This window comes from Pseudomonas sp. Ors-4-3C, from assembly GCF_055755035.1.
This window is the reverse complement of the sequence record NZ_CM146900.1, coordinates 796,552-823,439: the sequence shown is the minus strand read 5'-3', so window position 1 is coordinate 823,439 and position 26,888 is coordinate 796,552. Positions and strand designations below refer to the sequence as shown.

The 26,888-nt window shown below is 59.9% G+C and carries 21 protein-coding genes and 1 pseudogene; 12 read left to right on the top strand and 10 right to left on the bottom strand.

Features of this window, described 5'->3' with window-relative positions; translation table 11 throughout:
* Nucleotides 1-3 precede the first annotated feature (3 nt).
* The 4 genes from ACVHNU_RS03870 (at nucleotide 4) to aqpZ (ending at nucleotide 4,335) form a co-directional block, all read left to right on the top strand.
* Nucleotides 4-807 (top strand): alpha/beta fold hydrolase, encoded by an 804-nt coding sequence (locus tag ACVHNU_RS03870; RefSeq protein ID WP_473019043.1) that lies wholly within the window; start codon nucleotides 4-6, stop codon nucleotides 805-807.
* A 3-nt stretch (nucleotides 808-810) separates the two neighbouring features.
* Nucleotides 811-1,368: a peptidylprolyl isomerase gene (locus ACVHNU_RS03865; RefSeq protein WP_400496024.1), complete on the top strand. Its 558-nt coding sequence runs from the start codon at nucleotides 811-813 to the stop codon at nucleotides 1,366-1,368.
* Between the two features lie 88 nt (nucleotides 1,369-1,456).
* Nucleotides 1,457-3,289: an ABC transporter ATP-binding protein gene (locus ACVHNU_RS03860; RefSeq protein ID WP_003222671.1), complete on the top strand. Its 1,833-nt coding sequence runs from the start codon at nucleotides 1,457-1,459 to the stop codon at nucleotides 3,287-3,289.
* Between the two features lie 350 nt (nucleotides 3,290-3,639).
* Entirely contained in the window at nucleotides 3,640-4,335 is a 696-nt protein-coding gene (gene aqpZ / locus ACVHNU_RS03855) for an aquaporin Z (protein WP_473019042.1), read from the top strand.
* Between the two features lie 111 nt (nucleotides 4,336-4,446).
* Here aqpZ and ACVHNU_RS03850 read toward each other — a convergent pair whose 3' ends face one another.
* On the bottom strand, nucleotides 4,447-5,571 hold the full coding sequence (locus ACVHNU_RS03850; protein ID WP_473019041.1) for a GNAT family N-acetyltransferase: 1,125 nt from the start codon (nucleotides 5,569-5,571) through the stop codon (nucleotides 4,447-4,449).
* A 279-nt stretch (nucleotides 5,572-5,850) separates the two neighbouring features.
* Between ACVHNU_RS03850 and ACVHNU_RS03845 the strand changes: the two genes are divergently transcribed.
* The gene (locus ACVHNU_RS03845; protein WP_473019040.1) at nucleotides 5,851-7,182 is read left to right on the top strand and encodes a putative porin; all 1,332 of its coding nucleotides are present in this window, start codon (nucleotides 5,851-5,853) and stop codon (nucleotides 7,180-7,182) included.
* A 202-nt stretch (nucleotides 7,183-7,384) separates the two neighbouring features.
* Here the strand turns inward: ACVHNU_RS03845 and ACVHNU_RS03840 are convergent, their stop codons facing one another.
* The 5 genes from ACVHNU_RS03840 to aceK all read right to left on the bottom strand — a co-directional run bounded on the left by ACVHNU_RS03840 (nucleotide 7,385) and on the right by aceK (nucleotide 15,717).
* Nucleotides 7,385-7,624 (bottom strand): anti-sigma factor family protein, encoded by a 240-nt coding sequence (locus ACVHNU_RS03840; RefSeq protein WP_003222664.1) that lies wholly within the window; start codon nucleotides 7,622-7,624, stop codon nucleotides 7,385-7,387.
* Nucleotides 7,618-8,232: an RNA polymerase sigma factor gene (locus tag ACVHNU_RS03835; RefSeq protein WP_003222662.1), complete on the bottom strand. Its 615-nt coding sequence runs from the start codon at nucleotides 8,230-8,232 to the stop codon at nucleotides 7,618-7,620. The genes ACVHNU_RS03840 and ACVHNU_RS03835 overlap by 7 nt, the downstream gene beginning before the upstream one ends.
* A gap of 191 nt (nucleotides 8,233-8,423) precedes the next feature.
* Complete coding sequence (locus ACVHNU_RS03830; RefSeq protein WP_473019039.1) at nucleotides 8,424-9,545, bottom strand: beta-ketoacyl-ACP synthase III; 1,122 nt, start codon at nucleotides 9,543-9,545, stop codon at nucleotides 8,424-8,426.
* A gap of 325 nt (nucleotides 9,546-9,870) precedes the next feature.
* The gene (gene hrpA, locus ACVHNU_RS03825) at nucleotides 9,871-13,782 is read right to left on the bottom strand and encodes an ATP-dependent RNA helicase HrpA (protein ID WP_473019038.1); all 3,912 of its coding nucleotides are present in this window, start codon (nucleotides 13,780-13,782) and stop codon (nucleotides 9,871-9,873) included.
* A gap of 213 nt (nucleotides 13,783-13,995) precedes the next feature.
* Nucleotides 13,996-15,717 (bottom strand): bifunctional isocitrate dehydrogenase kinase/phosphatase, encoded by a 1,722-nt coding sequence (gene aceK / locus ACVHNU_RS03820; RefSeq protein WP_003222658.1) that lies wholly within the window; start codon nucleotides 15,715-15,717, stop codon nucleotides 13,996-13,998.
* A 400-nt stretch (nucleotides 15,718-16,117) separates the two neighbouring features.
* On the opposite strand from aceK, the gene ACVHNU_RS03815 reads away from it, so the two are divergent.
* Nucleotides 16,118-17,743: a methyl-accepting chemotaxis protein gene (locus ACVHNU_RS03815; RefSeq protein ID WP_473019037.1), complete on the top strand. Its 1,626-nt coding sequence runs from the start codon at nucleotides 16,118-16,120 to the stop codon at nucleotides 17,741-17,743.
* 86 nt (nucleotides 17,744-17,829) lie between these two features.
* A complete protein-coding gene (locus tag ACVHNU_RS03810) occupies nucleotides 17,830-18,738 on the top strand; it encodes a DMT family transporter (RefSeq protein ID WP_226501595.1) in 909 nt (302 codons plus the stop codon).
* A 135-nt stretch (nucleotides 18,739-18,873) separates the two neighbouring features.
* Here ACVHNU_RS03810 and ACVHNU_RS03805 read toward each other — a convergent pair whose 3' ends face one another.
* On the bottom strand, nucleotides 18,874-19,737 hold the full coding sequence (locus ACVHNU_RS03805) for a DMT family transporter (RefSeq protein ID WP_473019036.1): 864 nt from the start codon (nucleotides 19,735-19,737) through the stop codon (nucleotides 18,874-18,876).
* Nucleotides 19,738-20,188: 451 nt separating this feature from the next.
* Between ACVHNU_RS03805 and ACVHNU_RS03800 the strand changes: the two genes are divergently transcribed.
* Nucleotides 20,189-20,716: a hypothetical protein gene (locus ACVHNU_RS03800; protein WP_262143064.1), complete on the top strand. Its 528-nt coding sequence runs from the start codon at nucleotides 20,189-20,191 to the stop codon at nucleotides 20,714-20,716.
* 35 nt (nucleotides 20,717-20,751) lie between these two features.
* Nucleotides 20,752-20,910: a hypothetical protein gene (locus ACVHNU_RS03795; protein ID WP_003222649.1), complete on the top strand. Its 159-nt coding sequence runs from the start codon at nucleotides 20,752-20,754 to the stop codon at nucleotides 20,908-20,910.
* A 58-nt stretch (nucleotides 20,911-20,968) separates the two neighbouring features.
* On the opposite strand, the gene ACVHNU_RS03790 is transcribed toward ACVHNU_RS03795, so the two are convergent.
* Nucleotides 20,969-21,907: an aspartyl/asparaginyl beta-hydroxylase domain-containing protein gene (locus ACVHNU_RS03790; RefSeq protein WP_103521574.1), complete on the bottom strand. Its 939-nt coding sequence runs from the start codon at nucleotides 21,905-21,907 to the stop codon at nucleotides 20,969-20,971.
* A 184-nt stretch (nucleotides 21,908-22,091) separates the two neighbouring features.
* Nucleotides 22,092-23,066, bottom strand: a complete 975-nt coding sequence (gene cysK, locus ACVHNU_RS03785) for a cysteine synthase A (RefSeq protein WP_400505699.1) — start codon at nucleotides 23,064-23,066, stop codon at nucleotides 22,092-22,094.
* A 127-nt stretch (nucleotides 23,067-23,193) separates the two neighbouring features.
* On the opposite strand from cysK, the gene ACVHNU_RS03780 reads away from it, so the two are divergent.
* A complete protein-coding gene (locus ACVHNU_RS03780; RefSeq protein WP_473019035.1) occupies nucleotides 23,194-24,270 on the top strand; it encodes a DUF748 domain-containing protein in 1,077 nt (358 codons plus the stop codon).
* Here the strand turns inward: ACVHNU_RS03780 and ACVHNU_RS03775 are convergent.
* Nucleotides 24,266-24,532, bottom strand: a pseudogene (locus tag ACVHNU_RS03775) (DUF2442 domain-containing protein); the annotation flags it as partial. The gene ACVHNU_RS03780 and the pseudogene ACVHNU_RS03775 sit on opposite strands and share 5 nt — an antisense overlap.
* Nucleotides 24,533-24,813: 281 nt before the next feature.
* On the opposite strand from ACVHNU_RS03775, the gene ACVHNU_RS03770 reads away from it, so the two are divergent.
* Both ACVHNU_RS03770 and ACVHNU_RS03765 read left to right on the top strand, forming a co-directional pair.
* On the top strand, nucleotides 24,814-25,659 hold the full coding sequence (locus ACVHNU_RS03770) for an AAA family ATPase (protein ID WP_003222636.1): 846 nt from the start codon (nucleotides 24,814-24,816) through the stop codon (nucleotides 25,657-25,659).
* Between the two features lie 10 nt (nucleotides 25,660-25,669).
* Nucleotides 25,670-26,848 (top strand): vWA domain-containing protein, encoded by a 1,179-nt coding sequence (locus ACVHNU_RS03765; protein WP_003222635.1) that lies wholly within the window; start codon nucleotides 25,670-25,672, stop codon nucleotides 26,846-26,848.
* The last annotated feature ends 40 nt before the right edge of the window (nucleotides 26,849-26,888 follow it).

Genomic DNA, 26,888 nt, shown 5'->3' with positions numbered 1-26,888 from the left:
CCGATGGCCTATTTCGAGCACGAAGGTTGCAACCTGCACTACGAGGAATATGGCCACGGTTCGCCGTTGCTGCTGGTTCACGGGCTCGGTTCGAGCACCCTGGACTGGGAAATGCAGATCCCGGCGCTGTCGGCGCACTACCGGGTGATCGTACCGGACATTCGCGGTCACGGTCGCTCGGACAAACCCCGCGAGCGCTACAGCATCGCCGGTTTCAGCGCAGACCTGCTGGCACTGATCGAACACTTGAACCTCGGCCCGGTGCACTATATCGGGCTGTCGATGGGCGGGATGATCGGCTTTCAGTTCGGCGTCGATCAGCCGCGGATGCTGAAAAGCCTGACCATCGTCAACAGCGCTCCCGAAGTCAAAATCCGCAGTCGCGACGACTATTGGCAGTGGTTCAAGCGCTGGAGTCTGATGCGCGTACTCAGCCTTGCGACCATCGGCAAGGCCTTGGGCAGCAAACTTTTTCCCAAGCCTGAGCAGGCCGAACTGCGGCAAAAAATGTCCGAGCGCTGGGCAAAAAACGACAAACGTGCTTATCTCGCCAGCTTCGACGCGATTGTTGGCTGGGGCGTTCAGGAACGACTTTCGAGAATTTCCTGTCCAACCCTCATCGTCAGCGCCGACCGTGACTACACACCCGTCGCGCTGAAAGAAACCTATGTAAAACTGCTGCCGAATGCGCGGCTGGTGGTGATCGCCGATTCACGCCACGCCACCCCGCTCGATCAACCCGAACGCTTCAATCAAACGCTGCTGGAGTTTCTTGCCGCAGCCGACACTCAATCTCAGGATCACTGACCCATGCTGAAAAAACTCGCCCTCGCCGCTGGTACTGTGCTGTTTGCCGCCAACCTGATGGCTGCCACGCCTGCCAAAGCACCGCACGTGCTGCTGGACACCACCAACGGTCAGATCGAAATCGAACTGGATTCGGTCAAGGCGCCGATCAGTACCAAGAACTTTCTGGATTACGTCAACAGCGGCTTTTACACCAACACCATTTTCCACCGTGTGATCCCGGGCTTCATGGCTCAGGGCGGCGGTTTCACTCCACAGATGCAGCAGAAAGACACCAAGGCGCCGATCAAGAACGAACACAAAAACGGTCTGGCCAACGTCCGTGGCACCTTGTCCATGGCGCGCACCTCCGTACCTGATTCGGCGACCAGCCAGTTCTTCATCAACGTCAAGGACAACGATTTCCTCGACCAGGGTGATGGCTACGCCGTATTCGGCAAAGTGGTCAAAGGCATGGACGTGGTCGACGTCATCGTCAACTCGCAAACCACCACCAAAAGCGGCATGCAAAACGTGCCTGTCGACCCTGTGATCATCAAGTCGGCCAAAGTCATCGACTAAGCTGTACAGGGCGTATCGAGCGGCGCTGGCCTGACGCCACGCCGCTCACACCGATAAAAGGAGAGCCCGGCTTCCGGGCGGTTATCTGATGCTCTATCGCCGTTTCGAACAACTGATCGACATATTCCGCGACGCTCCGACGGCGTCCCCTCCAGATCGTGTCTGGCCCTTCTACACCTACTACCTGAGACAAGTCTGGCCGAGCTTCGCAGCTCTGCTGGTGGTCGGCCTGTTTGCCGCGTTGATCGAAGTGGCGCTGTTCAGCTACCTGAGCCGCATCATCGACCTCGCCCAGGGCACGCCCAACCCGAATTTCTTCAGCGACCACGCCCTCGAACTGACGTGGATGGTGGTGGTTGCGCTGGTGCTGCGGCCGATCTTTTTCGGCCTGCACGACCTGCTGGTGCATCAGACCCTGAGCCCGGGGATGACCAGCATGATCCGCTGGCAGAACCACAGTTACGTGCTCAAGCAGAGCCTGAACTTCTTCCAGAACGACTTCGCCGGGCGTATCGCCCAGCGCATCATGCAGACCGGCAACTCGCTGCGCGATTCCGCGGTGCAAGCGGTGGATGCGCTGTGGCACGTGGTGATCTACGCGATCAGTTCGCTGGTGCTGTTCGCCGAAGCCGACTGGCGCCTGATGATCCCGCTGCTGACGTGGATCGCTGCCTACATCGGCGCGCTGTATTACTTCGTGCCGCGGGTGAAAGAGCGTTCGGTGGAAGCTTCCGACGCACGCTCGAAACTGATGGGGCGGATCGTCGACGGCTACACCAACATCGCCACCCTGAAGCTGTTCGCCCACACCAATTTCGAACAGCACTACGCCAAGGAAGCCATCGAAGAACAGACGGTCAAGGCGCAGATGGCCGGCCGCGTGGTGACCAGCATGGACGTGGCGATCACCACCATGAACGGCCTGCTGATCGTCGGCACCACCGCGCTGGCGCTGTGGCTGTGGACGCAGTCACTGATCACCGTCGGTGCTATCGCGCTGGCCACCGGTCTGGTGATTCGTATCGTCAATATGTCCGGCTGGATCATGTGGGTAGTCACCGGCATCTTCGAAAACATCGGCATGGTCCAGGACGGTCTGCAGACCATCTCGCAACCGGTCAGCGTCACTGATCGCGAACAGGCCAAACCGCTGGCCGTGGCCCGTGGCGAAGTGCGTTTCGAGCATGTGGATTTTCACTACGGCAAGAAGAAAGGCATCATCGGCGACCTCAACCTGACCATCAAACCGGGGGAGAAAATCGGTTTGATCGGGCCGTCCGGCGCCGGCAAATCGACCTTGGTCAACCTGCTGCTGCGCCTCTACGACGTCGAGGGCGGACGTATTCTGATCGATGGGCAGAATATCGCCGAAGTCGGCCAGGAAAGCCTGCGCGCACGCATCGGCATGATCACGCAGGACACCTCCCTGCTGCACCGCTCGATCCGCGACAACTTGCTGTATGGCAAGCCTGACGCCACCGACGCCGAGCTCTGGGACGCGGTGCACAAGGCCCGCGCCGACGAGTTCATTCCGTTACTGTCGGACGCTGAAGGTCGCACTGGTTTCGATGCACACGTCGGCGAGCGCGGGGTGAAGCTGTCCGGCGGTCAGCGCCAGCGCATCGCGATTGCCCGGGTGTTGCTCAAGGACGCGCCGATCCTGATCATGGACGAAGCGACCTCGGCACTCGACTCGGAAGTGGAAGCGGCGATCCAGGAAAGCCTGGAAACCCTGATGCAAGGCAAAACCGTGATTGCCATTGCTCACCGCCTCTCGACCATCGCCCGTATGGATCGGCTGGTGGTGCTGGAAAACGGCAAGATCGCCGAGAGCGGCACCCACGCCGAACTGCTGGCGCATCGCGGCCTGTATGCGCGGTTGTGGGCGCACCAGACCGGAGGGTTTGTCGGAATCGATTGATCACAAAAAACCCGATTCTGTGAGCTTTTGTGGCGAGGGAGCTTGCTCCCGCTCGGCTGCGCAGCAGACGCAAAGCTCGCCAACCGTGAAAGTCTGACACTACCGTGCAGATAGTTTTGGGACAGCTTCGCTGTCCAGCGAGAGCAAGCTCCCTCGCCACACAATGTTTGTCCGCCAGAAAACCACCCCAGCCCGCCAACCACGGGCTCTGGCGGTTTTTTCATGCCTGCTGGAAATCCATCCAAAGCCTGCTGTACTCAGCCAAGGCTCCAGCACGGAACCTGTCGTAAATCTGCAGGGAAGCACAACGCAATACAGTCTCGATAGCATGGGCTATCAAGGACTCTCTCATGTCTCTGTTCAAACGTTCAGTCACGGAGTTGTTGGGTACGTTCTGGCTGGTTCTGGGTGGCTGTGGCAGCGCGGTCATTGCAGCGTCTTCGCCGTTGGGCATTGGAGTGCTGGGGGTGGCCCTGGCGTTTGGTCTGACGGTGCTGACCATGGCGTTCGCCATCGGTCACATCAGTGGCTGTCACCTCAATCCCGCGGTGTCGGTCGGGTTGGTGGTCGGCGGGCGGTTTCCGGCGAGAGAGCTGCCGGCCTACATCATCGCCCAGGTAGTGGGCGGGATACTCGCCGCTGCCCTGCTCTACTACATCGCCAGTGGCAAGGAGGGTTTTGACATCGCCGCAGGCCTGGCGTCCAACGGGTACGGTGAGCACTCGCCGGGCAAATACTCGATGGCGGCCGGGTTTGTCACCGAACTGGTGATGACCGGGATGTTCGTGATCATCATCCTCGGCGCCACCGACAAACGCGCCCCGGCGGGCCTCGCACCGATCGCCATCGGTTTGGGCCTGACGCTGATCCACCTGATCTCGATCCCGGTCACCAACACCTCGGTCAACCCGGCGCGCAGCACCGGCCCGGCGCTGATGGTCGGCGGCTGGGCGATCGCGCAGTTGTGGATGTTCTGGGTCGCGCCGCTGCTGGGCGCAGTGGTGGGCGGGACGATTTATCGCTGGCTGGGTAAAGAAGAAACCTGAGGGATGCCTGAGTTCCCTTTGTAGGAGCTGCCGAAGGCTGCGATCTTTTGATCTTGATGTCCAAAAAACCAGATCAAAAGATCGCAGCCTTCGGCAGCTCCTACAGGGGATCTAGGTTTGGCGGTAGGGCAAGGCTGTTTTTGCTTCTTCGGCATAGGCGAGGACGCCCGCTCGCTCTTGCTGCAGGAAATCCTTCACCGCCGCTTTCAATCCGGGATGACGCAGGTAGTGCCACGAATGGGTGATCACCGGTTCAAAGCCGCGAATCAGCTTGTGCTCGCCCTGCGCACCGGCATCAAAACGCTGGTATCCGTGGGCAATCGCATAATCCATGCCCTGATAGAAACACGTCTCGAAATGCAGCCGGTCAAACTCGGCCAGACACCCCCAGTAGCGCCCATAGAAGCTGTCGCCCCCGACCAGACTGAAGGCCATCGCCACCGGCCGTGAACCCTGTCTGGCGAAGACCACCCGAATCGCCTCCGGCATCCGCGCGGCCAGCAGGCTGAAGAACTCGCGCGTCAGATAGGGCGCCTGGCGGCGCACGGCGTAAGTGTTGGCATAGCAGGCGTAGACAAAATCCCATTGCGGCTCGTCCAGCTCGCACCCCGTCAACCATTCGAACTCGAAGCCCTGCCCCGCCACCTGTTCGCGTTCCTTGCGCATCTGCTTGCGCTTGCGCGAGCTGAGCACGTCGAGAAAATCCTGGAAGTCGCGGTAACCGCGATTCTGCCAGTGATACTGACAGCCGATGCGCTGCAGCCAGCCCGGCTGCTCGGCCATGGCGGCGTCGGTGAAGGGGTCGGTGAAATTGATGTGCGCGCTGGAAAGCTCTTCGATTTCCAGATAGCCCGGCAGGCTCTTGAGCAATTCGAATCCATCCTCGACATTCGCCGCCAACAGTCTCGGGCCGCTGACCGGACTGAACGGCACCGCCGTCAGCAGTTTGGGGTAGTAATCGATGCCCGCCCGGGCGCAGGCATCGGCCCAACCGTGATCGAACACGTACTCACCGTAGGAATGCCACTTGCGGTAACTGGGTAACGCGGCGATCAACCGACCGCCTTCAACGTGCAGCAGATGCTCGGCTTGCCAACCCGTGTGCGGGCCAACGCTGCCGCTGTCTTCAAGCGCCGAGAGAAAGGCATGGCGCAGAAACGGCTGGGTCTCGGGCACCAGTGCATCCCAAGTCGCAGGGGCGATTTCTGACAGGCTTTGCAGGCGTTGCAACGGCATCAACTGACTCTCCACTTCCAGGCATCAAAGCCCCGCGAGTATCGCTTATCGCTGCCCTTTGCACACGAGCATTCGGACGACAGCGCTCTAGATCAATAGTTCACGACACCTTTGTATCGTCATCGACATGACATCACTTAGCCACTGCTCTGTCATAAACCATCGCGATACTCGCTCCTGTTTTTAGAGCGCCGGGTTCTACCCGGACACTGTTTTCCGACGTGCGCGTCGGTGTGCCCAGGATGGTTCAGCCATCCCCTCTCATCTTCGGAGATTGCTATGCGTCTTGCTTCCACAAAAACTGCGGCGGCCTTGTGCGGTGGCCTGTTGCTGGCCATGAGTGTTCCGGCCAGTGCCGCAGTCGACGCCAAACTGCTCGACATGCTCAAGGCTAACGGTTCCATCACCCAGGCGCAGTACCTCGAACTGCAAACCGAACTGGCCCAGGATCAGAAGGCTCAGCAAATCGCGCAGCAGGCGCAGCAAGAGACCAACGAGCAAATCGCGGCGACCGCGAAGAAAACCAACGAGCTGAGCTCCTTCGACCAGAAACTTGCCTGGGCCGCCAAGACCCAGTTCAAGGGTGACGTGCGTTTCCGTCAGGAGACCGTCAAGAACGATGGCGTGCCGAACAGCAAGGACCAGGACCGTCAGCGCATTCGTGCCCGTCTGGGTGCCTACACCGAAATCAACCCACAGGTGGACACCGGTATCCGTATCGCCACCGGCAGCAGCGACGACGCCCGCTCCACCAACCAGGACCTGAACAACTACTTCGACAAGAAGCAGATCTGGCTCGACCAGGGTTACGTCGACTACCACCCTGACGCAATCAAGAACCTGCACCTGATCGCCGGTAAAATGAACCAGCCGTGGGTGAGCATGGGCGACATCATCTGGGACAGCGACATCAACCCGGAAGGTCTGGCCGTCACCTACAAGTACCCGCTGAACGGCAGCACCGAGCTGTTCGGCAGCGCTGGCCACTACACCCTCAAGGACAACGTCGACGGCGAAGGCGTGCAGTTCAAGCACGACTTGCGTCTGTACGCTGGCCAGTTGGGCGGTCGCTTCGCACTGACCGACAGCCTGAAACTGACCCTGGGCGGCAGCCTCTATTCCTACGACAATGACAAGGACAGCGCCTGCCCGACCACCGGCACCGTCACTGCGCCATGTGCCTTGGCCGTCAACGGCAACAGCCCGAACGAAACCTTCAAACTGTATGAAGGTTTTGGTCAACTGGACATCGCCAACCTGTCCGTGCCGCTGTCGATCTACGGTCAGTACGTCAACAACAAAGACGCCAGCAACGACCAGGACACTGGCTGGCTGGCCGGCGTCAAGACCAAGGTTTATGGCTTCGGGATCGACTACAACTACCGCGACGTACAGCGTAACGCGGTGGTCGGTGCCTTCACCGACTCCGACTTCGCCAACGGCTACACCGGTTCGCGCGGCAGCAAGTTGAAAGTCAGCTACGAGCTGGACAAGAACTTCACCCTGGGCGCCACCTACTTCATGGCCAACTCGGACTACACCAACGCCAGCCTGAAGAAGACCGACTCCGACATCAATACGCTGCAACTGGATGCCGAAGCCAAGTTCTAAAACGCGTCACCCTCTAGCCTGACGCGGGCGGGACGATCCCCATCATCCGTTCGTTTCGTCCCGCGCCGGGCTATTTTTATCTGACCTGTGGCGAGGGAGCTTGCTCCCGCTGGATTGCAAAGCAGTCCTCTGCTTCTAAGTAAAGCGAGGGCCGCTTCGCGACCCAGCGGGAGCAAGCTCCCTCGCCACAATGGTTCAGCGCCTACAGAAGACTATCTTTTCGGCGTTGCTCGGCCAGGCGTTCGGCCAGCGCGTCCACGCCCTCTTGCGGTTTCTCCGGCAACGCCTTCAGGGTCGCTTGCATCAAACGCATCTGACGAATGAACCGCCGACAGTTCGGGCAGAACATCAGGTGATGGCGCACCAGCAGTTTCTCGCGAAAGCTCAACTGGCCATCGAGATAATCGCTGGAGCGCGCTACTTGTTCCTTGCAGGTCAGCATTCGCCGGTCTCCTCAAAATGCTCCACCGTGGCGAAGACTTTCAGCCGCGCACGATGCAGCAGCACACGGACATTGGAGAGCGAGATCTCCAGAAGATTACAGATCTCTTCCAGTTCCAGCCCCTGACGTTCGCGCAGCAGCAACACGCTGCTTTGCAGTTCCGACAGGCTGAGCAAGGTGTGCTCCAGGCAATCACGCAGTTCGCTTTCGGTGAGCAAGGCTTCCGGGGTGTCCTGATGCCAGGCGAACGGCGCCACCAGCCAATGGCCGTCACCAGGAGAGAAGCGATCGTCGTCGATGGTGCCGTGGGGTGACGGCAGATCGTCCATCAACACTTCGCGGCGGTTTTGTTTGTAACGGCTTTTGGCAGAATTGGCGGTGATGGTCAGCAGCCAGGTCTTGAGACTGGAACGACCCTCGAAGCTGCCGATATGGCGCACCACCGAAAGCCAGGCGTCCTGCACCACTTCTTCGACATGGCGCTGACCGACAATCGCGTAAGCCACGGCGCGCATGGCGCTCTGGTAGGTGCTGACCAGTTCCTTGAACGCCTTTTGCTCACCCGCGAGCAGACGTTCGAGCAGTTGGGTGTCGTCGGTTGCGGCCATGCACGCCTCGTTTGCAAATACCGATTAACGTTAACGCACTCGACCCTGTGGCGAGCGAGCTTGCTCGCGCTCGGCTGCGCAGCAGTCGCAAAACCGGCGATTGCGGTTCTTCAGCAAGACCGCAATCGCCGGTTTTGGCAGCGCTACGCACTCCAGCGGGAGCAAGCTCCCTCGCCACGAGGGCTGGTGACTCAGCGCTTGCGCAGAATCACGCTACCGATCGAGTAACCGGCGCCGAACGAGCTCAATACCGCCAGCGAACCGCTGGCCAGATCGTCCTGATATTTGTGGAAGGCAATCACCGACCCGGCAGAGCTGGTGTTGGCGTAGGTGTCGAGAATCACCGGCGCTTCTTCTTCGGTGGCTTCGCGGCCCAGCAGCTTGCGCACGATCAGGTGGTTCATGCTCAGGTTGGCCTGGTGCAGCCAGAAGCGCTTGACGTCGCCGACGTTGAGTTTGTTCTCCTCCAGGTGCTCACCGATCAGCTCGGCGACCATCGGGCAGACGTCCTTGAACACCTTGCGGCCTTCCTGCACGAACAGCTTGTCGCGGGCGCCGATGCCCTCTTCCGCCGCGCGGTTGAGGAAGCCGAAGTTGTTGCGGATGTTGTTGGAGAACTTGGTCAGCAGTTTGGTGCTGACCACGTCGAACTGGTACTTGGACGTCGCCAGGTCAGCGCGTTCGATGATTACCGCCGTCGCGGCGTCACCGAAGATGAAGTGGCTGTCGCGGTCACGGAAGTTCAGGTGACCGGTGCAGACTTCCGGGTTGACCATCAGAATCGCCCGGGCCTGGCCCAGCTGCACGCTGTTGGCCGCGGCCTGAATGCCGAAGGTCGCCGAGGAGCAGGCCACGTTCATGTCGAAACCGAAACCCTGAACGCCCAGTGCTTCCTGGACTTCGATGGCGATGGCCGGATAAGCCCGTTGCAGATTGGAGCAGGCGACAATCACGCCGTCGATGTCGGCAGCGGTCTTGCCGGCACGTTGCAGCGCCTGTTCGGCGGCGCCGATAGCCATCTGGCACAGGACCGACCATTCGTCGTTGGAACGCTCCGGCAGGCGCGGGGCCATGCGCGCAGGATCAAGGATGCCGTCCTTGTCCATGACAAAGCGGCTCTTGATGCCCGAGGCTTTTTCGATGAATGCAGCACTGGATTCGGTCAGCGCCTGGACTTCACCGCGGGCGATGGCGTCGGCGTTGTCGGCGTTGAACTGCGCAACATAGGTATTGAAAGACTGCACCAGCTCTTCGTTGGAGATGCTGTTGGCCGGGGTGTACAGGCCGGTGCCGCTGATGACGACGTTATGCATGGTCGTTTCTCTAATCTGTTCAGGCAGAAAGCGCTGGCACCGACGTACCAACACACAAAGGGTCTATTCCCGTCCGGGGACGCTGACCTGGCATCTTTTAGTCCGATCCGCGAACTCGTCGAAGGCTCTGGGTCGCGAAAACGGCATTTATGGTCGCGAAGTTTGCCATAAACCCAAGGTTTTGGCGCCTTTCTCAAGCACCACCCCATTACCCTGTAGGAGTGAGCCTGCTCGCGATTGCGGTGTGTCAGTCAGTATTACGGTGACTGACACACCGCAATCGCGAGCAGGCTCGCTCCCACACGGGTTCGCGTAAGGCTCAAGATCAGGCCTCGACCTGACTCCACTGCTTGCTCAGCCGTTTGTCCGAGATCGGCGCTTTCGTCCCCAACTGCTGGGCGAACAGCGACACCCGGTATTCCTCCAGCCACCAGCGGTACAGCTCCAGCTGCGGATCGCGTTTGCCTTCCTGCGCATGCTTGGCGGCGCGGGTCTGGTATTGCGTCCAGAGGCCGGCCAGTTCGCCGCTCCAGACTCGATCCTTCTGCACCTGCGCACCGAGTTTCTCGAAACGCTGCTCGACCGCCTTCAGATAACGCGGCAACTCCTTGAGCCATTGCATCGGCGTTTCCCGGACGAAACCCGGATACACCAAGTTGCTGATTTGCTGCTTGATGTCATTCAGCGCCACAGCCTGAGCCAGATCGATCTTGCCCTTGAAGCGTTTTTGCAGGCCGTGCCAAAGCTTGAGGATCTCCAGCGTCAGCCGCGCCACGCGCTCGGCGTGTTCGGTCCAGCTGCCGCGCTTGCGTTCGGCCAATGCCGCCAGCCCGGCGCCGTCACGGGGCAACGGGTCTTCGCCTTCCAGAATGCAGCTGTCGAGGCTGGCCAGCAGAATGTCTTCGACCAGCGCATCGACCCGGCCCAACTCGCGATAGAGCAGGCCCAGCTCGGTGATGCCCGGCAGTTTGCTGCGCAGGAACTTCGCCGGTTCCGCCAGTTGCTGCAGCAGCAGCCGCTGCAAGGCGCGGCGATGCTGGAACTCGGCTTCGGCCGGGGTCGAGAAGCGCCCTTCCTTGACTGTGCCGCCCTCTTCCACCAGCGCCGGATAGACCGTCATCGACAGACCGGCAATCTTCTGCTGGGTCTTTTCCGCCACCGGGGCGAAGACCTTGGCCTCCACCGGTTGCTGACTTTTCGCACTCTGCGGCACTGCCAAAGCCGCCTGGCTGGCTTCGGCGAAACGCGCGGTGAGCTCGGCCAGATCGCGGCCCTCGCCAAGGAACTTGCCCTGGCCGTCGACGATTTCCAGGTTCATCCGCAGATGGCTTTCGACCTGCTGCGCGGCTTCCGCCCACGCCTCATCGCTGACCCGCGCGCCAGTCATGCGCAACAGTTCGCGACCCAGCGCTTGCGGCAATGAACCTTCGGCGAAGGTCATGCGCTGCAAGGCAGCCTTGATGAAATCCGGCACCGGCACGAAGTTCTTGCGCAGGGCTTTTGGCAGGTTGCGTACCAGGGCAATGCACTTGGCTTCGATGAGCCCCGGTACCAGCCATTCCAGACGCTCCGGCGGCAGCATCGGCAACAGCGGCGCCGGCACGCGCAGGGTCACGCCGTCGCGCGGGTGATTGGGTTCGAAGTGGTAGCTGAGCGCCAGTTCCAAATCGCCGATGTGCAGCGTGTCCGGGTAGTCGCGCGCGGTGACTTCACTGGCCTCGCGGGCCAGCACGTCTTCTTCGCGCATGATCAGCAGTTGTGGGTCTTTCTGGCTGTTGACCCGATACCAGCTGTCGAAGGTCGCGGTCTGGTGAATCTCCGCCGGCAAACGCGCATCGTAGAACGCGTACAGGGTTTCTTCGTCGGCAAGAATATCGCGGCGCCGGGCCTTGGCTTCCAGTTCGTCGAGCTGTTCGAGCAACTGCTTGTTGGCGGTCAGGCACTTGGCTTTCGACTGAATCTCGCCACGCACCAGACCTTCGCGGATAAACAGCTCGCGCGAAACCACCGGGTCCACCGGGCCGTAATGCACCGGGCGGCGACCGACCACGATCAGCCCGAACAGGGTTATCTGCTCGTAGGCCACGACCTGACCGCGCTTCTTCTCCCAGTGCGGTTCGAAGTGGTTTTTCTTGATCAGGTGCCCGGCCAGCGGCTCGATCCAGTCGGCGTCGATCTTGGCGACCATGCGCGCGTAGAGTTTGGTGGTCTCTACCAGTTCGGCGGTCATCAGCCACTGCGGACGCTTCTTGCCGATGCCCGACGACGGGTGAATCCAGAAGCGCCGCTGACGGGCGCCAAGGTAATCGCCGTCTTCGGTTTTCTGGCCGATCTGACTGAGCAGACCGACCAGCACGGCTTTGTGCAGTTTCGGGTAATCCGCCGGTTCCTTGTTGAGGCTCAACTGCATGTCGCGGCAGATCAGGCTCAACTGGCGATGGGAATCACGCCACTCGCGCAGGCGCAGGTAATTGAGGAAATTCTTCCGGCACCAGTTGCGCAGCGGGCCGGCGGTCAGCGCCTGGCGTTGCTCTTCAAAACCGCGCCACAGATTGACCAGTCCGGCGAAGTCCGAATCGGGATCTTTCCATTGTGCGTGGGCCTGATCCGCGGCTTGCTGACGCTCCGGCGGACGCTCGCGCGGGTCCTGAATCGACATGGCACTGGCGACGATCAGCACTTCCTGCAGGCTGCCGAGCTTCGCCGCTTCGAGCAGCATGCGGCCCATGCGCGGGTCCACCGGCAGGCGCGCCAACTGGCGGCCGAGCGGGGTCAGTTGACTGTTGCGATCCACCGCCGAAAGCTCTTGCAGCAGATTGAAACCGTCGCTGATCGCCTTGCCGTCCGGCGGCTCGATGAACGGGAACGCGGTGATCTCGCCGAGGCGCAGGTGCAGCATCTGCAAGATCACGGCGGCGAGGTTGGTACGCAGAATTTCCGGATCGGTGAATTCCGGGCGACCGAGGAAATCTTCCTCGCTGTATAGGCGCACACAGATCCCCGGCTCGACCCGGCCACAGCGACCTTTACGCTGATTGGCGCTGGCCTGGGAAATCGCTTCGATCGGCAGCCGCTGCACCTTGGCGCGATAGCTGTAGCGACTGATGCGCGCGGTGCCGCTGTCGATCACGTAACGGATGCCCGGCACGGTCAACGAAGTCTCGGCAACGTTGGTCGCCAGCACCACGCGGCGCCCCGGATGCGACTGGAAAATCCGCTGCTGCTCGGCCGGCGACAGGCGCGCGTACAGCGGCAGGATTTCCGTGTGCTTGAGTTGGGCTTTGCGCAGCATGTCGGCGGCGTCGCGAATCTCGCGCTCGCCGGGCAGGAACACCAGCACATCGCCGGGGCTGCGGCGCTCGCTGCGCTCATAGGCGGCGATTTCGTCGAGGGTGGCGAGGATCGCCTGATCCACGGTCAGGTCGTCCTCGACGCGGTTGCCCTCTTCGTCCTGCTCCAGGGTCAGCGGGCGATACCAGGTGTCCACCGGGAAAGTCCGCCCGGACACCTCGACAATCGGCGCATCATCAAAATGCTTGGAGAAGCGCTCCAGATCGATGGTTGCCGAGGTGATGATGACCTTCAGATCCGGGCGACGCGGCAGCAGGGTTTTCAGGTAACCGAGCAGGAAGTCGATGTTCAGGCTGCGTTCGTGGGCTTCGTCGACGATGATCGTGTCGTAGCGCTCGAGGTAGCGGTCGTTCTGGGTTTCCGCCAGCAGGATGCCGTCGGTCATTAGTTTGATCAGAGTGTTGGAATCGCTCTGATCTTCGAAGCGCACCTGATAGCCAACCAGCGAACCGAGCGGCGTGCCGAGTTCTTCGGCGACCCGGCTGGCGACGCTGCGCGCAGCGATTCGGCGCGGTTGGGTGTGGCCGATCAAGCCATGCTGGCCGCGACCGATTTCCAGGCAGATTTTCGGCAACTGGGTGGTTTTACCCGAGCCGGTTTCGCCGGCGATGATCAGCACCTGATGCTTCTCCAGCGCCGCCTTGATCTCATCGCGCTTGGCGGCAATCGGCAGGCTGTCGTCGTAACGAATCGCCGGCAGGCTGGCACGGCGCGCCAGCACCTGATCGCAGGACGCCTGCATGCGCGCCACCCACTGGGCCAGCTTGGCCTCGTCGGGTTTCTTGCGCAGCTCGAGCAACTGCCGCCGCAGCCGGTGACGGTCGGCGAGCATGGCGTGATCGAGGTTTTTCAGCAGTTTGTCGATGGAGGGCGATTCGTCGGTCATCGGGTACGCAATTCGGTCGTCTGTTTATGCAGGGGGGCGATTGTCGCAGATTTGCCTCCTACTGTGGCGAGGGAGCTTGCTCCCGCTCGGTTGCGCAGCAATCGTAATCCGGTTGTCGGGATGTCACTGACAGGACGCGGTGGATGGTTTCAGGGCCGCTTCGCAGCCCGGCGGGAGCAAGCTCCCTCGCCACAAGTTCGTCATGCTCCGGGATTATTCGTTATCCAATCCTTTACGCCGATAAGGAAACACATCGATGACTTTCCCCGCCCGAATCGCCTCCTGCAAACCCTTCCAGTAATCAGCGTTATACAACTCGCCATGCAACTGATCGAACAGTTTGCGCTGCCCGGCATCGGCGAACAGGAACGGCGGAAACTCTTCCGGGAACACATCCAGCGGCCCGATCGAGTACCAGGGTTCCGAGGCCATTTCGTCTTCAGGTGTGCGCGGCGCCGGGATGTGACGGAAATTGGCTTCGGTCAGGAAGCAGATTTCGTCGTAGTCGTAGAACACCACCCGGCCGTGACGAGTGACGCCGAAGTTCTTCAGCAGCATGTCGCCGGGAAAAATGTTGGCCGCCGCCAGTTGCTTGATCGCCAGGCCGTAATCCTCCAGTGCCTCGCGCACCTGAGCTTCGTTGGCGTTGTCCAGGTAAAGGTTGAGCGGGGTCATGCGGCGTTCGGTCCAGCAGTGGCGAATCAGCACCGTGTCGCCTTCGACCGAGACCGTCGACGGCGCGACCTCGAGCAGTTCTTCCAGGCACGCCGGATCGAACTTGCTCAGCGGGAAACGGAAATCGGCAAACTCCTGGGTATCGGCCATGCGCCCGACCCGATCGACGCTTTTCACCAGTCGGTACTTCTCGATCACCGTCGCCCGGTCGACGTTTTTCGACGGCGAGAAACGATCCTTGATGATCTTGAACACGGTGTTGAAGCCCGGCAGGGTAAACACACTCATGACCATCCCGCGCACGCCAGGGGCCATGATGAACTGGTCGTCGGTGTTGGCCAGATGATTGATCAACGCTCGGTAGAACTCGGATTTGCCGTGCTTGTAGAAACCGATCGAGGTGTACAGCTCGGCGATGTGCTTGCCCGGCAGAATGCGCCGCAGGAAGCCGATGAACTCCGCCGGCACTGGCACATCGACCATGAAGTACGAGCGAGTGAAGGAGAAGATGATCGACACGTCGGCTTCGTCGGTGATCAGCGCGTCGATCTGAATCCCCCGACCCTCACGGTGCAGCAATGGAATCACCAGCGGCCACTGCTCGTCGCGGGTGTAGATGCGCCCGACCAGGTACGCGCCCTTGTTGCGGTACAGCACCGAGGAGAACAGTTCGACGCTCAGCTCCGGATCCTTGCACACCCAGTCCGGCAGGTTCTCGCGCAACTGTGCTTCGAGGCGCTGCAGGTCGCCGGGCAGATCGGCGTAATCCTCGCTGAAGCGATAGTCGGCAAAAATGCTGGCGAGCATCGACGACAGCTGCCCTTGCGGCTTGTAGGTGCGGGTTTGCGCAGCGCGGGCGCGGCGCAGGCTCGGCCGGGTGGTGTGGATGAACATGCAGCCGTCGCTGATCAGGTCGTGGCTGAACAGCCCGCAGAAGATCGAGTTGTACCAGGTCTCGGACAGCTCATCGTCGAAGCGCAGGTCGATAAGGCTGATGTAGGCGCTTTTCACCAGCGGCCAACTGCTGACATTCATCAGCGTCTCATCGTCGAAATGCTCGCGCAGGCGGGCGATGGTTTCGCCGACCTTTTCTTCGTAGAGGTTGATCCGCGCCGCCGACGCGGTCTGCGCCTCCTGCCAGCGTGCCTGCTCGAAGCGCTCGCGGGCGCCGTCGGTAATCCGCCGGAAATGCTCGCGGTAATCGTCAAAGCCATCGAGGATCATGCGGGCGATGTCGGCGGCTGGCCATTGCTGCGGCATAGATGAGACCTCTGCGTGCATGTGGAAATCTGTGCCTGAGCTTAGCCACGGATGCACGCGCAGGAGAAGTGCAATTTCTGCCAAATGCGCGTCAGCGTTGTACAGCGACACAGTTTTTATCAAAGTTTTTTCAGATGACCGTTCGGTCAATTAATCACTCGTTCGGTCTGCTCGGCATTCCCGCGCCAGACCGCGAATTCTCTGGCTTTCGGATCCAATCACCAGGTCAGGCCTCTGGCTTGCGGCTTTGCCCCTGTTGGCAATTGCGGGGCAGGACAGCGTACCGATTGGTCTTACCAAAATAGTGGCACTTTGATATACAGCCCGCCAGCACCCGCCCCACAACAAGATCCTCGGCCCACGAGGACGACTTCTCCCCCATAGATCAAGGAGCACTTTGATGTCTATCCGCAATCTGCGCATCGGTTTGCGCGCTGGTTTGAGTTTTGCCGTGCTGGCCGGTCTGCTGGTGATCGTTGGCCTGTTTGGCCTGGGTCAAATGAAAACCCTGCGTGAAAGCGCCGCGGTCATCGAAGAATCGTGGATGCCGAGTATCGAAAGCATTCATGACGCCGCAGCGAATATCGCCAGCATCCGCCTCGAATCTCTGCGCCTGATCACCAGCACCCAACCGGCCGTGCGTGAGCGCAGCAAAGGTCTGATCCAGGTGCAGCGCGAAGAATTGCTCAAGCGCCTCAAAAGCCATGAAGCCTTACTCGCCAGCGATCAGGAACGCGTGATGCTCGACGGTTTGAACGCCGACATCACCCGGTACCTGAGCATCCTCGACCAGATCATCAGCCAGATTGACGCTGGGCAAAACGAACAGGCCTACAACCGCCTGAACAATGATCTGGCCCCGCAAGGCAAAGTGCTCGACAAAACTCTGGAGCAGATGATCAGCCTTAACCAGCAGGGTGCCGAAGCCGCCGCCCGGGCCGCGGCTGCGATGTACCAGCGAGCGCTGTGGATTGTCGCGACGATCATCGTTGTCGCTCTGATCGCCACCCTGCTGCTCGCCTGGCTGCTGACCCGCAGCATCACTACACCGATCAATCAGGCGCTGAATGTCGCGCAAAAAATTGCCGCCGGCGATCTCAGCGGCCAGATCGCCGACAACGGTCGCGATGAGGCGGCGCAGTTGCTCACGGCCCTCGCCGAGATGCAAGGCAATCTGCGCTCGACCATCCGGGGCATCAGCGAATCGGCGCAACAACTGGCCTCCGCCGCCGAGGAAATGAGTTCGGTGATGGAACAGAGCACCCGTGGCCTGCAACAGCAAAACGACCAGATCGAGCAGGCCGCCACGGCCGTCACCGAGATGAGCACGGCGGTGGATGAAGTTGCCGCCAACGCGGTGTCCAGTGCCGAGGCGTCCGAAGCCTCGAACGAGGACAGCAAGCATGGCCATGTGCAGGTCAGCGAGACCATCAGTTCGATCCAGGAACTGGTCGGCGCGGTACTCGGCGCCTCCGAGCAAGCCGAAGGCCTGGCCACGCAGGCCCAGGACATCAGCAAGGTGCTGGAGGTGATTCGCGGCATCGCCGGGCAGACCAACCTGCTGGCGCTCAACGCTGCCATCGAAGCGGCGCGCGCCGGTGAAGCCGGACGCGGCTTTGCGGTGGTCGCCGATGAAGTGCGCTCGCTGGCACAACGCACGCAGAACTCCACCGAAGAAATCGAGTTGATGATCAGCAGTATCCAACAAGGCACCGGTGCCACCGTCGGAGCGCTGCAAAGCAGTGCCGAGCAAGCCAGCCACACACTCCGTCGGGCCAACAGTGCCGGTCAGGCGCTGGAGAAAATCACCGCGTCGATTTCGCAGATCAACCAGCGCAACCTGGTAATCGCCAGTGCCGCCGAACAACAGGCGCTGGTGGCGCGTGAGGTTGACCAGAATCTGGTGACCATCCGCGACCTCTCGACCCAGACCGCCGCCGGCGCCACCCAGACCTCTGCCGCCAGTCAGGAACTGTCACGGCTGGCGATCGACCTCAATGGTCTGGTGACGCGTTTCGTGCTCTGAGTGCGAAATTAAATGCCCGATTAGCGGTTGCCATCGTCGGGGCGCTCGGCAACACTCTCGTCCCCATCAAGGAAGGAGTGCCCACCGTGAGCCCTGTCGATATCTTTCGTTTGTTGTCGCTGGCAGCGATCTGGGGTGCGAGCTTTCTGTTCATGCGCATCATCGCCCCGGTAATCGGCACCATTCCCACCGCGTTCTTTCGCGTGTCGATTGCGGCTGTGGGGCTGCTGGTGATTCTCGGCCTGATGCGCATCAGTTGGGACTTCAAGGGCAAGCTGAAAACGGTGATGCTGCTGGGGGTGATCAACTCGGGGATTCCGGCGACGCTGTACTCGGTCGCGGCCCAAGTGTTGCCGGCCGGTTACTCGGCCATCTTCAACGCCACCACGCCATTGATGGGTGTGTTGATTGGCGCGTTGTTTTTCAGTGAAAAGCTCACCGCGGCCAAATTTGGCGGCGTATTCCTCGGCCTGTTCGGCGTCGGCGTATTGACCCGCGCCGGTCCCGTGGCGTTCGATCTGCAACTGCTGATGGGCGCCCTCGCCTGCCTGCTCGCCACCACCTGCTACGGCTTTGCCGGGTTCCTGACGCGACGCTGGCTGGATCATGCCGGTGGCCTCGACAGCCGTCTTTCGGCCGTGGGCAGCATGCTCGGCGCGACGTTGTTCCTGTTGCCGTTGTTCGGCTACAGCGTGATCACGCAGCCCCCGGCGAGCTGGGGTGGCTGGAATGTCTGGCTGTCGCTGCTGGGCCTGGGCCTGGGTTGCACCGCATTCGCCTACATCATTTATTTCCGCCTGATGAGTTCGATCGGCCCGGTGAAGTCGATGACCGTGACCTTCATGATCCCGCCGTTCGGTGTGCTGTGGGGGGCGCTGTTGCTGGATGAGCCATTGTCGATGGCGCATGTTTATGGCGGGGTGTTGATTGCGCTGGCGTTGTGGTTGGTGTTGAAGCCTGCGGTGGTGAAGCCCGCTGCCGTAACCGTCCGCTGATTTGCGGCGTTAACAAGTCAGTCTTCGCGAGCAAGCCCGCTCCCACAGGAGGAATGCATTCCAATGGTGGGAGCGGGCTTGCTCGTGAAGAGGCCGGCCCAGACACTGAAAATGCCCGGGTCAGCCTTGTGGTTTTCAAGCGGATTTACGGAACACAAACGCCAGCCCGACAATGATCAACAGCATCCCCAGCACACTCAACGCCGCCAGACGATTACCGAAAATCAGGTAGTCCATCACCGCCGTCACCGCTGGCACCAGATAGAACAGACTGGTGACATTCACCAGATTGCCGCGGGCGATCAGGCGATACAGCAACAGCGTCGCCAGCACCGACACCACCAGCCCCATCCACAACACCGGCACGATGAAGCCTGCGTTGTGTTCAAAGTGGAACGGCTGAAACGGCACAATGATCCCGCACAACAACAGCCCGGCCAGGTATTGCACCGGCAGCGTACCGAGGGGATTGTCGGTGATGCGTTTCTGCATGATCGAGCCAACCGTCATGCTCGCCAGCGCCAACAGACCGAACAGCATCCCTGCCCAGGACATCCCGGCCAGACCGATCCCCTGATATACCACCATGATCAGCCCGGCCAGCCCCAGCGCCAGGCCGAACATCCGGCTCGCCGAGCGCTGGCGCTCCATCAACACCACAGTGAGGATCGGCTGTACGCCCATGAGGGTCGCCATCACCCCCGGCGTGACTTTGGTGTTGAGCGCCAGCAGATAGAAAATCTGATACGCCCCCAACAACACCACGCCCGTAGCCATCGCAAACAGCATCGGCCGACCGCCCTTGGGCAGCTTCAACTTGAGCAGCGGCGCCAACAGCAGCAACCCACACAGGGCGATCACAAAGCGAATCAGCAGAAAGGCAAAGGGCGAAGCGTGGGCCAGCCCCCATTTGGAGAAGATCGCCCCGCTGCTCCACAGCAGAACAAACAGGCTCGTGGACATCGCCGCGAGCGCGGATTTTTTCGAAAGGACAAACATGAATACCACCTGTAGTCAGGCCAATAGCCAACTCAGCCGAAGCTGAAATTCAGTAGGTTTTTCTGGCGGGCGCAGGGGTCAGCAAAGATTGCCGATCAGCCCGAAACGCCAACACCCGGCGGTGATACGACTGCGCACACCGGCGTGCTACTGACAGGTGGAGGGTAATGACTGATCTGCCCTGGCTGCTGATTCCCGCACGGCACGACGCCAGCGTTGACCGCTGAATCGACTACCGCGTTGATGAGGGATGCAGGCATTGGGGCTGATCTTTTTTGAAGGGTTTGGAGAGTGAATCAGCTGATTCACGAGCCCCGACTATAACCAGCGCGGGACATGGATTGCAATGATTTGGACAAAGGGCCAGCAGGGACAGGTCGAAGGCTGGCGCATAGGCTGAAGAGCAACGGATAGGCCCATTGATGGGGAGACAGGGAATGCTCGAAATCACATGCCAAGGGAACGGACGAATTTGCGGTATCAGTTGCACAGGTCGCAGGCCAGGAAACAGGCAAGCATCGCCAAAGCTCTATTGCAGCTACCAGCGCGGCAAGACTTGTCAAAAGTACGCTTCGAAGCCATCGACGCCATAGCACTGAGCGCGTTCGAGCTCTGGGAGAATCCACTTTTTTGCTGGCGAGAGGTTGCCGCATGGAAATCACGAGAACCCCTGTCGCTGGATATCGCGATCTGGTTCGAAGAACAGCTCTGCGGACTGTGTTTCGTCAATCCGAACAAAAGCCGCCAACGTATTCGAATCGTACGATTGGAAGGGCGACCCGGAGATTCTCACCCACTGAAAAATCGTATCGGAACCTTGGCAATGATGGTCATCGATGAGTTCGCCCAAATAATCGGCAGCAAGTTCATTGAAGTCCAGGAGCCGATGCAGGGAGCAATTCCTGTTTATACAAAGCTCGGCTTCAAATTTGATTTGGAAGGTCGTCTTGTCCTCGCAGTGGAGAGTAAAGTATCGTGAAAACAGCTCAAGTAATGATCAATGAGGGAGGGAGCATGCGCAAATCAGTCAAGAAATCCCCCGCTAAGAAAAGATCAATCAAAACAGAAGAAAAGATTGTGTCATCCGGGCTATCAGCCAATCAGCAGCGCTTTCTGCAGCTACTGATTGCAGGCATTGAAGACGAACCCAACGTTCTCGCCGGGCGCCGCTGACTCACAGATAATAAAAAACCGCTCACAAGGAGCGGTTTTTTCATTTCAACATCCGGCTTCAACCAAACAGCCAATACCCCAGCAACGTCAACACCACCACTGCCAGCACCGGGCGCAGGACGCGGTAGGCCTTGGGATTGCGGCGCTTCCACTGTTTGACCACACCGCTGAACCGGTCGCTGAAGTTCTTGCTCCAGGCGTAAGCCTGGTTGATTCCGCCGACACGTTCGTCGTCAAGGTTCTGCGGGGCGGTGGCACGCCCCAGCCAGGCGCTGATGGCGCGGTTGATGCGAGTCATCAGGCGGTTGCTCAGTGGTCGTTCGACGTCACAGAACAGGATGACGCGGGTCTGATCGGTTTCGTTCTTGACCCAGTGCACGTAGGTCTCGTCGAACATCACGTCTTCACCGTCGCGCCAGGCGTAGACCTGACCGTCAACGAAGATCCGGCAGTCGTCGGAGTTTGGCGTCGACAGGCCCAGGTGATAGCGCAGGGAACCGGCAAACGGATCGCGGTGCGGGTTCAGATGGCTGCCACCCGGCAACAGCGCGAACATCGCGCCTTTGACGTTAGGGATCGCACTGACCAGCGCCACGGTCTTCGGGCACAGGGTCTCGGCCGATGGCAACGGTTTGTCGTACCACTTGAGGTAGAAACGCTTCCAGCCCTTCTTGAAGAACGAGCCGAAACCGGCGTCATTGTTCTTCTCGGCGGCGCGGATATAGCCCTCGTCGAACAGGTGCATGGCCTCGTCGCGAATGGTTTCCCAGTTATCGCGCAGCACATCCAGTTCCGGAAATTTGCTGCGATCCAGGTACGGCTTGGACGGCACGCCGGAAAACAGGTACATCAAGGCATTGTACGGAGCGAACAGCGCCGAGTGATTGACGAACTGACGCAGTACCGGCAGACGCGCCTTGCCGCGCAAATGCACATAGAGGATGCTGCCCACAAACAGCAGCAACACCAACACCTTGGCGGCTAACGAAAAGGTCATCAACGACTCCTTGAATAAAGACAACGCTGCGCATGGCCCTTCATCAGGCATGGCAGCCGGCAATGATAAACACTACCGGCGTGGGGCAACACCCGCCGAACCAAAGATTCAGTGTTAAGAATTGCGCAACAAAGCATTTATTAGCATAAGGTTCCTGAATCCCGACTGATCTGCATCAATTCGATTACTGCTGATTCTCCTGTTCCGTGAACAGATCGCTGAACAGCATGCTCGACAGATAACGCTCACCGGAGTCCGGCAGAATCACCACGATGGTCTTGCCCTGCATTTCCGGGGTCTCCGCCAGACGCACTGCTACGGCCATGGCCGCGCCGCAAGAGATACCGCACAAAATCCCCTCTTCCTGCATCAGGCGCAGTGCCATGGCCTTGGATTCTTCGTCGGTGACCTGCTCCACCCGGTCGACCATCGACAGGTCAAGGTTCTTCGGCACGAAACCGGCGCCAATCCCCTGAATCTTGTGCGGGCTCGGTTTGATCTCCTGGCCCGCCAGTGCCTGGCTGATCACCGGCGAAGACACCGGCTCCACCGCTACCGATAGAATCGGTTTGCCCTGGGTATTCTTGATATACCGCGAAACCCCGGTGATGGTTCCGCCGGTCCCGACCCCAGCCACCAGCACATCAACGGCGCCATCGGTGTCGTTCCAGATTTCCGGGCCGGTGGTTTTTTCATGGATCGCCGGGTTGGCCGGGTTATCGAACTGCGATGGCATGAAGTATTTGCCAGTGTCGCTAGCAACGATTTCGGCGGCCTTCTCGATCGCGCCTTTCATGCCCTTGGCCGGTTCAGTGAGAACCAGTTCTGCGCCAAGTGCTTTGAGCACCTTGCGCCGCTCGATGCTCATCGAGGCCGGCATGGTCAGTATCAATTTGTAACCACGGGCGGCGGCAACGAAGGCCAGACCGATGCCGGTATTGCCCGATGTCGGCTCGACAATGGTCATGCCCGGCTTGAGTTTGCCGTTGCTTTCGGCGTCCCAGATCATGTTCGCGCCGATCCGGCACTTGACCGAATAACCGGGGTTGCGCCCCTCGATCTTGGCCAGGATGGTCACGCCGCGCGGCGCGATGCGGTTGATCTGCACCAGCGGCGTATTGCCGATGGAATGGGCGTTGTCAGCGAAAATACGGCTCATGGCTGGGTCCTTATGCAGCGTTGAATTCAGCCTTTCAAGGTATGCCTGTTGCCGGGCACAGTCCAGTCGGGTCGAACGTCTGCGCCGCGCTACAGTCAATCGCTTACATCGTTCGGGAATTGTTGCCATGAAGCGTCGCTACAGCTGGCCATTAGGGATTTTTGCCGTCGTCTTTGTGCTGCTGATCGTCCTGCACATCGCCCTGCCCTACGTGGTGCGCGATTACTTGAACGACAAACTGGCCGACATGGGCGATTACCGTGGCCAGGTCACCGACGTCGATCTGGCCCTGTGGCGCGGCGCCTACCGGATCAACGGCCTGAAAATCGTCAAGGTCGACGGCAAGGTACCGGTGCCGTTCGTCAACGCGCCCGTGATCGATCTGGCGGTCAGTTGGCACTCGCTGTGGTACGACCATGCCGTGGTAGCGCAGGTGCAGTTCTTCAATCCCGAGATCAACTTCGTCGATGGCGGCCCCAACAAACAGAATTCACAGACCGGTAAAGGCACTGACTGGCGGGCACAACTGGGCAAGCTGCTGCCGATCACCCTCGACGAAGTACAGATCCACGATGGCAAGATCAGTTTCCGCAATTTCAATTCCAAACCGCCGGTCAACATGAACGCCAGCAATGTCGAAGCGAGCATCTACAACCTGACCAACGTGGTCGACAAACAGGGTAAACGCGACGCCCGTTTCGAAGGCAAGGCCAAACTGCTCGGCCAGGCACCGCTGGAAACCACGGCGACTTTCGATCCGCTGAGCAATTTCGAGGACTTCCAGTTCCGCCTGCGTGCCCGCGACATCGAACTCAAGCGCTTGAACGACTTCGCCTCGGCCTACGGCAAGTTCGACTTCAACGCCGGGCATGGTGACGTGGTCATCGAAGCCCAGGCGAAAAAAGCCCAGGTCACTGGCTACATCAAACCGTTGCTGCGCGACGTCGAAGTGTTCAACTGGCAACAGGACGTCGAAAACAAGGACAAGAGCATCTTCCGCTCAGTCTGGGAGGCCATCGTCGGCGGCACGGAAACCGTGCTGAAGAACCAGGCGAAAAACCAGTTCGCCACCAAGGTCGAACTCAGTGGAAACGTGCACCAGCAAAACATCAGCGCGTTCGAAGCATTTTTGCAGATTTTGCGCAATGGTTTCATTCAAGCCTTTAATGCGCGGTATGAGCGGCCTAAGCCGGATGCGGGCTAGAGCGCTGCGCCAGCATTTCCAAATAGAGTGTATCTGCGCCGATCTGAATATCCGGTTCCGGCCATTCCACACTCCAGCCGTGATCGCCCAGGATTACAGAGGCGAATATCTCAGGGTCCAGCAATGGCTGGAGTCCTGGACCGTCTTGAAGATCTTGACTCAAATCGACCACCCATCGCTGATCATCGATAAAGGTCAGTTCCAGACAAAAATCAGACCAGACACGAACCGCCGACAGGCGGGGGCGTTTCATCGGTAACATCATGCACGTCCTTCATCAGATAATGGGCTGCTTCGCAGCCCAGCGGGAGCGAGCTCCCTCGCCACAGATTTAGTGGGCATCCTGGAGGCTATCGCTAAATCAGCAAGCCCTGAATGCTGGCTATCGGCCGAAACTGAGTCAACATGTGACGCTCCATTCAGAGACTGAATAAGCCGTCTGCGTTCACAGTCGACCGGGCTGCGCGTTATAGTCGGGGCATCCGATTTTTTCGCCCCCCGCCCTGCCCGTGCAGGTCGGCGTTATCGTTCGAGGATTAGCAGATGAAGTTCGAAGGCACCCAGGCCTACGTCGCCACCGATGACCTGAAGCTGGCGGTCAACGCCGCCATCACCCTGGAGCGGCCGCTGCTGGTCAAGGGCGAACCGGGCACCGGCAAGACCATGCTCGCCGAGCAACTGGCCGAATCGTTCGGCGCCAAGCTGATCACCTGGCACATCAAGTCCACCACCAAGGCCCATCAGGGCCTGTACGAGTACGATGCGGTCAGCCGTCTGCGCGACTCGCAATTGGGCAACGAAAAAGTCCACGACGTGCGCAACTACCTGAAGAAGGGCAAGCTCTGGGAGGCTTTCGAGTCCGAAGAGCGGGTGATCCTGCTGATCGACGAGATCGACAAGGCCGACATCGAGTTCCCCAATGACCTGCTGCAAGAACTCGACAAGATGGAGTTCTACGTTTACGAAATCGACGAGACCATCAAGGCCAAGAAGCGCCCGATCATCATCATTACCTCGAACAACGAGAAAGAGCTGCCGGACGCCTTCCTGCGCCGCTGCTTCTTCCATTACATCGCCTTCCCGGATCGCAGTACCCTGCAGAAAATCGTCGATGTGCACTACCCGGACATCAAGAAGGATCTGGTCAGCGAAGCGCTGGACGTGTTCTTCGACGTGCGCAAGGTGCCGGGGCTGAAGAAGAAGCCGTCGACTTCCGAACTGGTGGACTGGCTGAAGCTGCTGATGGCCGACAACATCGGCGAAGCAGTGCTGCGCGAACGCGATCCGACCAAGGCCATTCCGCCACTTGCCGGCGCCCTGGTGAAGAACGAACAGGACGTGCAGTTGCTTGAGCGCCTGGCATTCATGAGCCGTCGCGGCTCTCGATAAGGGCATCGTCATGCTGCTCAACCTGTTCAATGAAATGCGTGCCGCCAAGGTGCCGGTGTCGGTGCGCGAGCTGCTCGACCTGATCAACGCGCTGAAACAGCGCGTGACTTTCGCCGACATGGACGAGTTCTACTACTTGTCGCGGGCGATTCTGGTCAAGGACGAACGGCATTTCGACAAGTTCGACCGCGCGTTCGGCGCCTACTTCAATGGCCTGGAAAAGCTCGACGATCACTTGCAGGCGCTGATTCCCGAAGACTGGCTGCGCAAGGAATTCGAGCGTTCGCTGACTGATGAGGAACGCGCGGCGATCCAGTCCCTCGGCGGCCTGGACAAGCTGATCGAAGAGTTCAAGAAACGTCTGGAAGAACAGAAGGAACGTCACGCTGGCGGCAACAAATGGATCGGCACCGGCGGCACCAGCCCATTCGGTTCCGGCGGCTTCAACCCGGAAGGTATTCGGGTCGGCGACGCCGGCAAGCGTCAGGGCAAAGCGGTCAAGGTCTGGGATCAGCGCGAGTACAAGAACCTCGACGATTCGGTGGAGCTGGGCACGCGCAACATCAAGGTCGCGCTGCGTCGCTTGCGCAAGTTCGCCCGTCAGGGTGCGGCGGAAGAGCTGGATATCGACGGCACCATCGACCACACCGCCAAGGACGCCGGCCTGCTGAATATCCAGATGCGCCCCGAGCGGCGCAACACGGTAAAGCTGTTGCTGCTGTTCGACATCGGCGGCTCGATGGATGCGCACGTGAAGATCTGCGAGGAATTGTTCTCGGCCTGCAAGACCGAGTTCAAGCATCTGGAGTACTTCTACTTCCACAACTTCATTTATGAGTCGGTGTGGAAGAACAACATGCGCCGCACGTCCGAGCGTTTCTCGACGCAGGATCTGCTGCACAAGTATGGCGCCGACTACAAAGTGATCTTCATCGGTGACGCCGCCATGGCGCCCTATGAAATCACCCAGGCCGGCGGCAGCGTCGAGCACTGGAACGAAGAGCCGGGCTACGTGTGGATGCAGCGCTTCATGGAAAAGTACAAGAAGCTCATCTGGATCAACCCGTATCCGAAGGACACCTGGGGCTATACCTCGTCGACCAATATCGTGCGCGATTTGATCGAGGATCAAATGTATCCACTGACCCTGCGCGGGCTTGAGGAAGGGATGCGGTTTCTGTCGAAATAATCTTCGTTAGTCGTGATGGCCCCTTCGCGAGCAAGCCCGC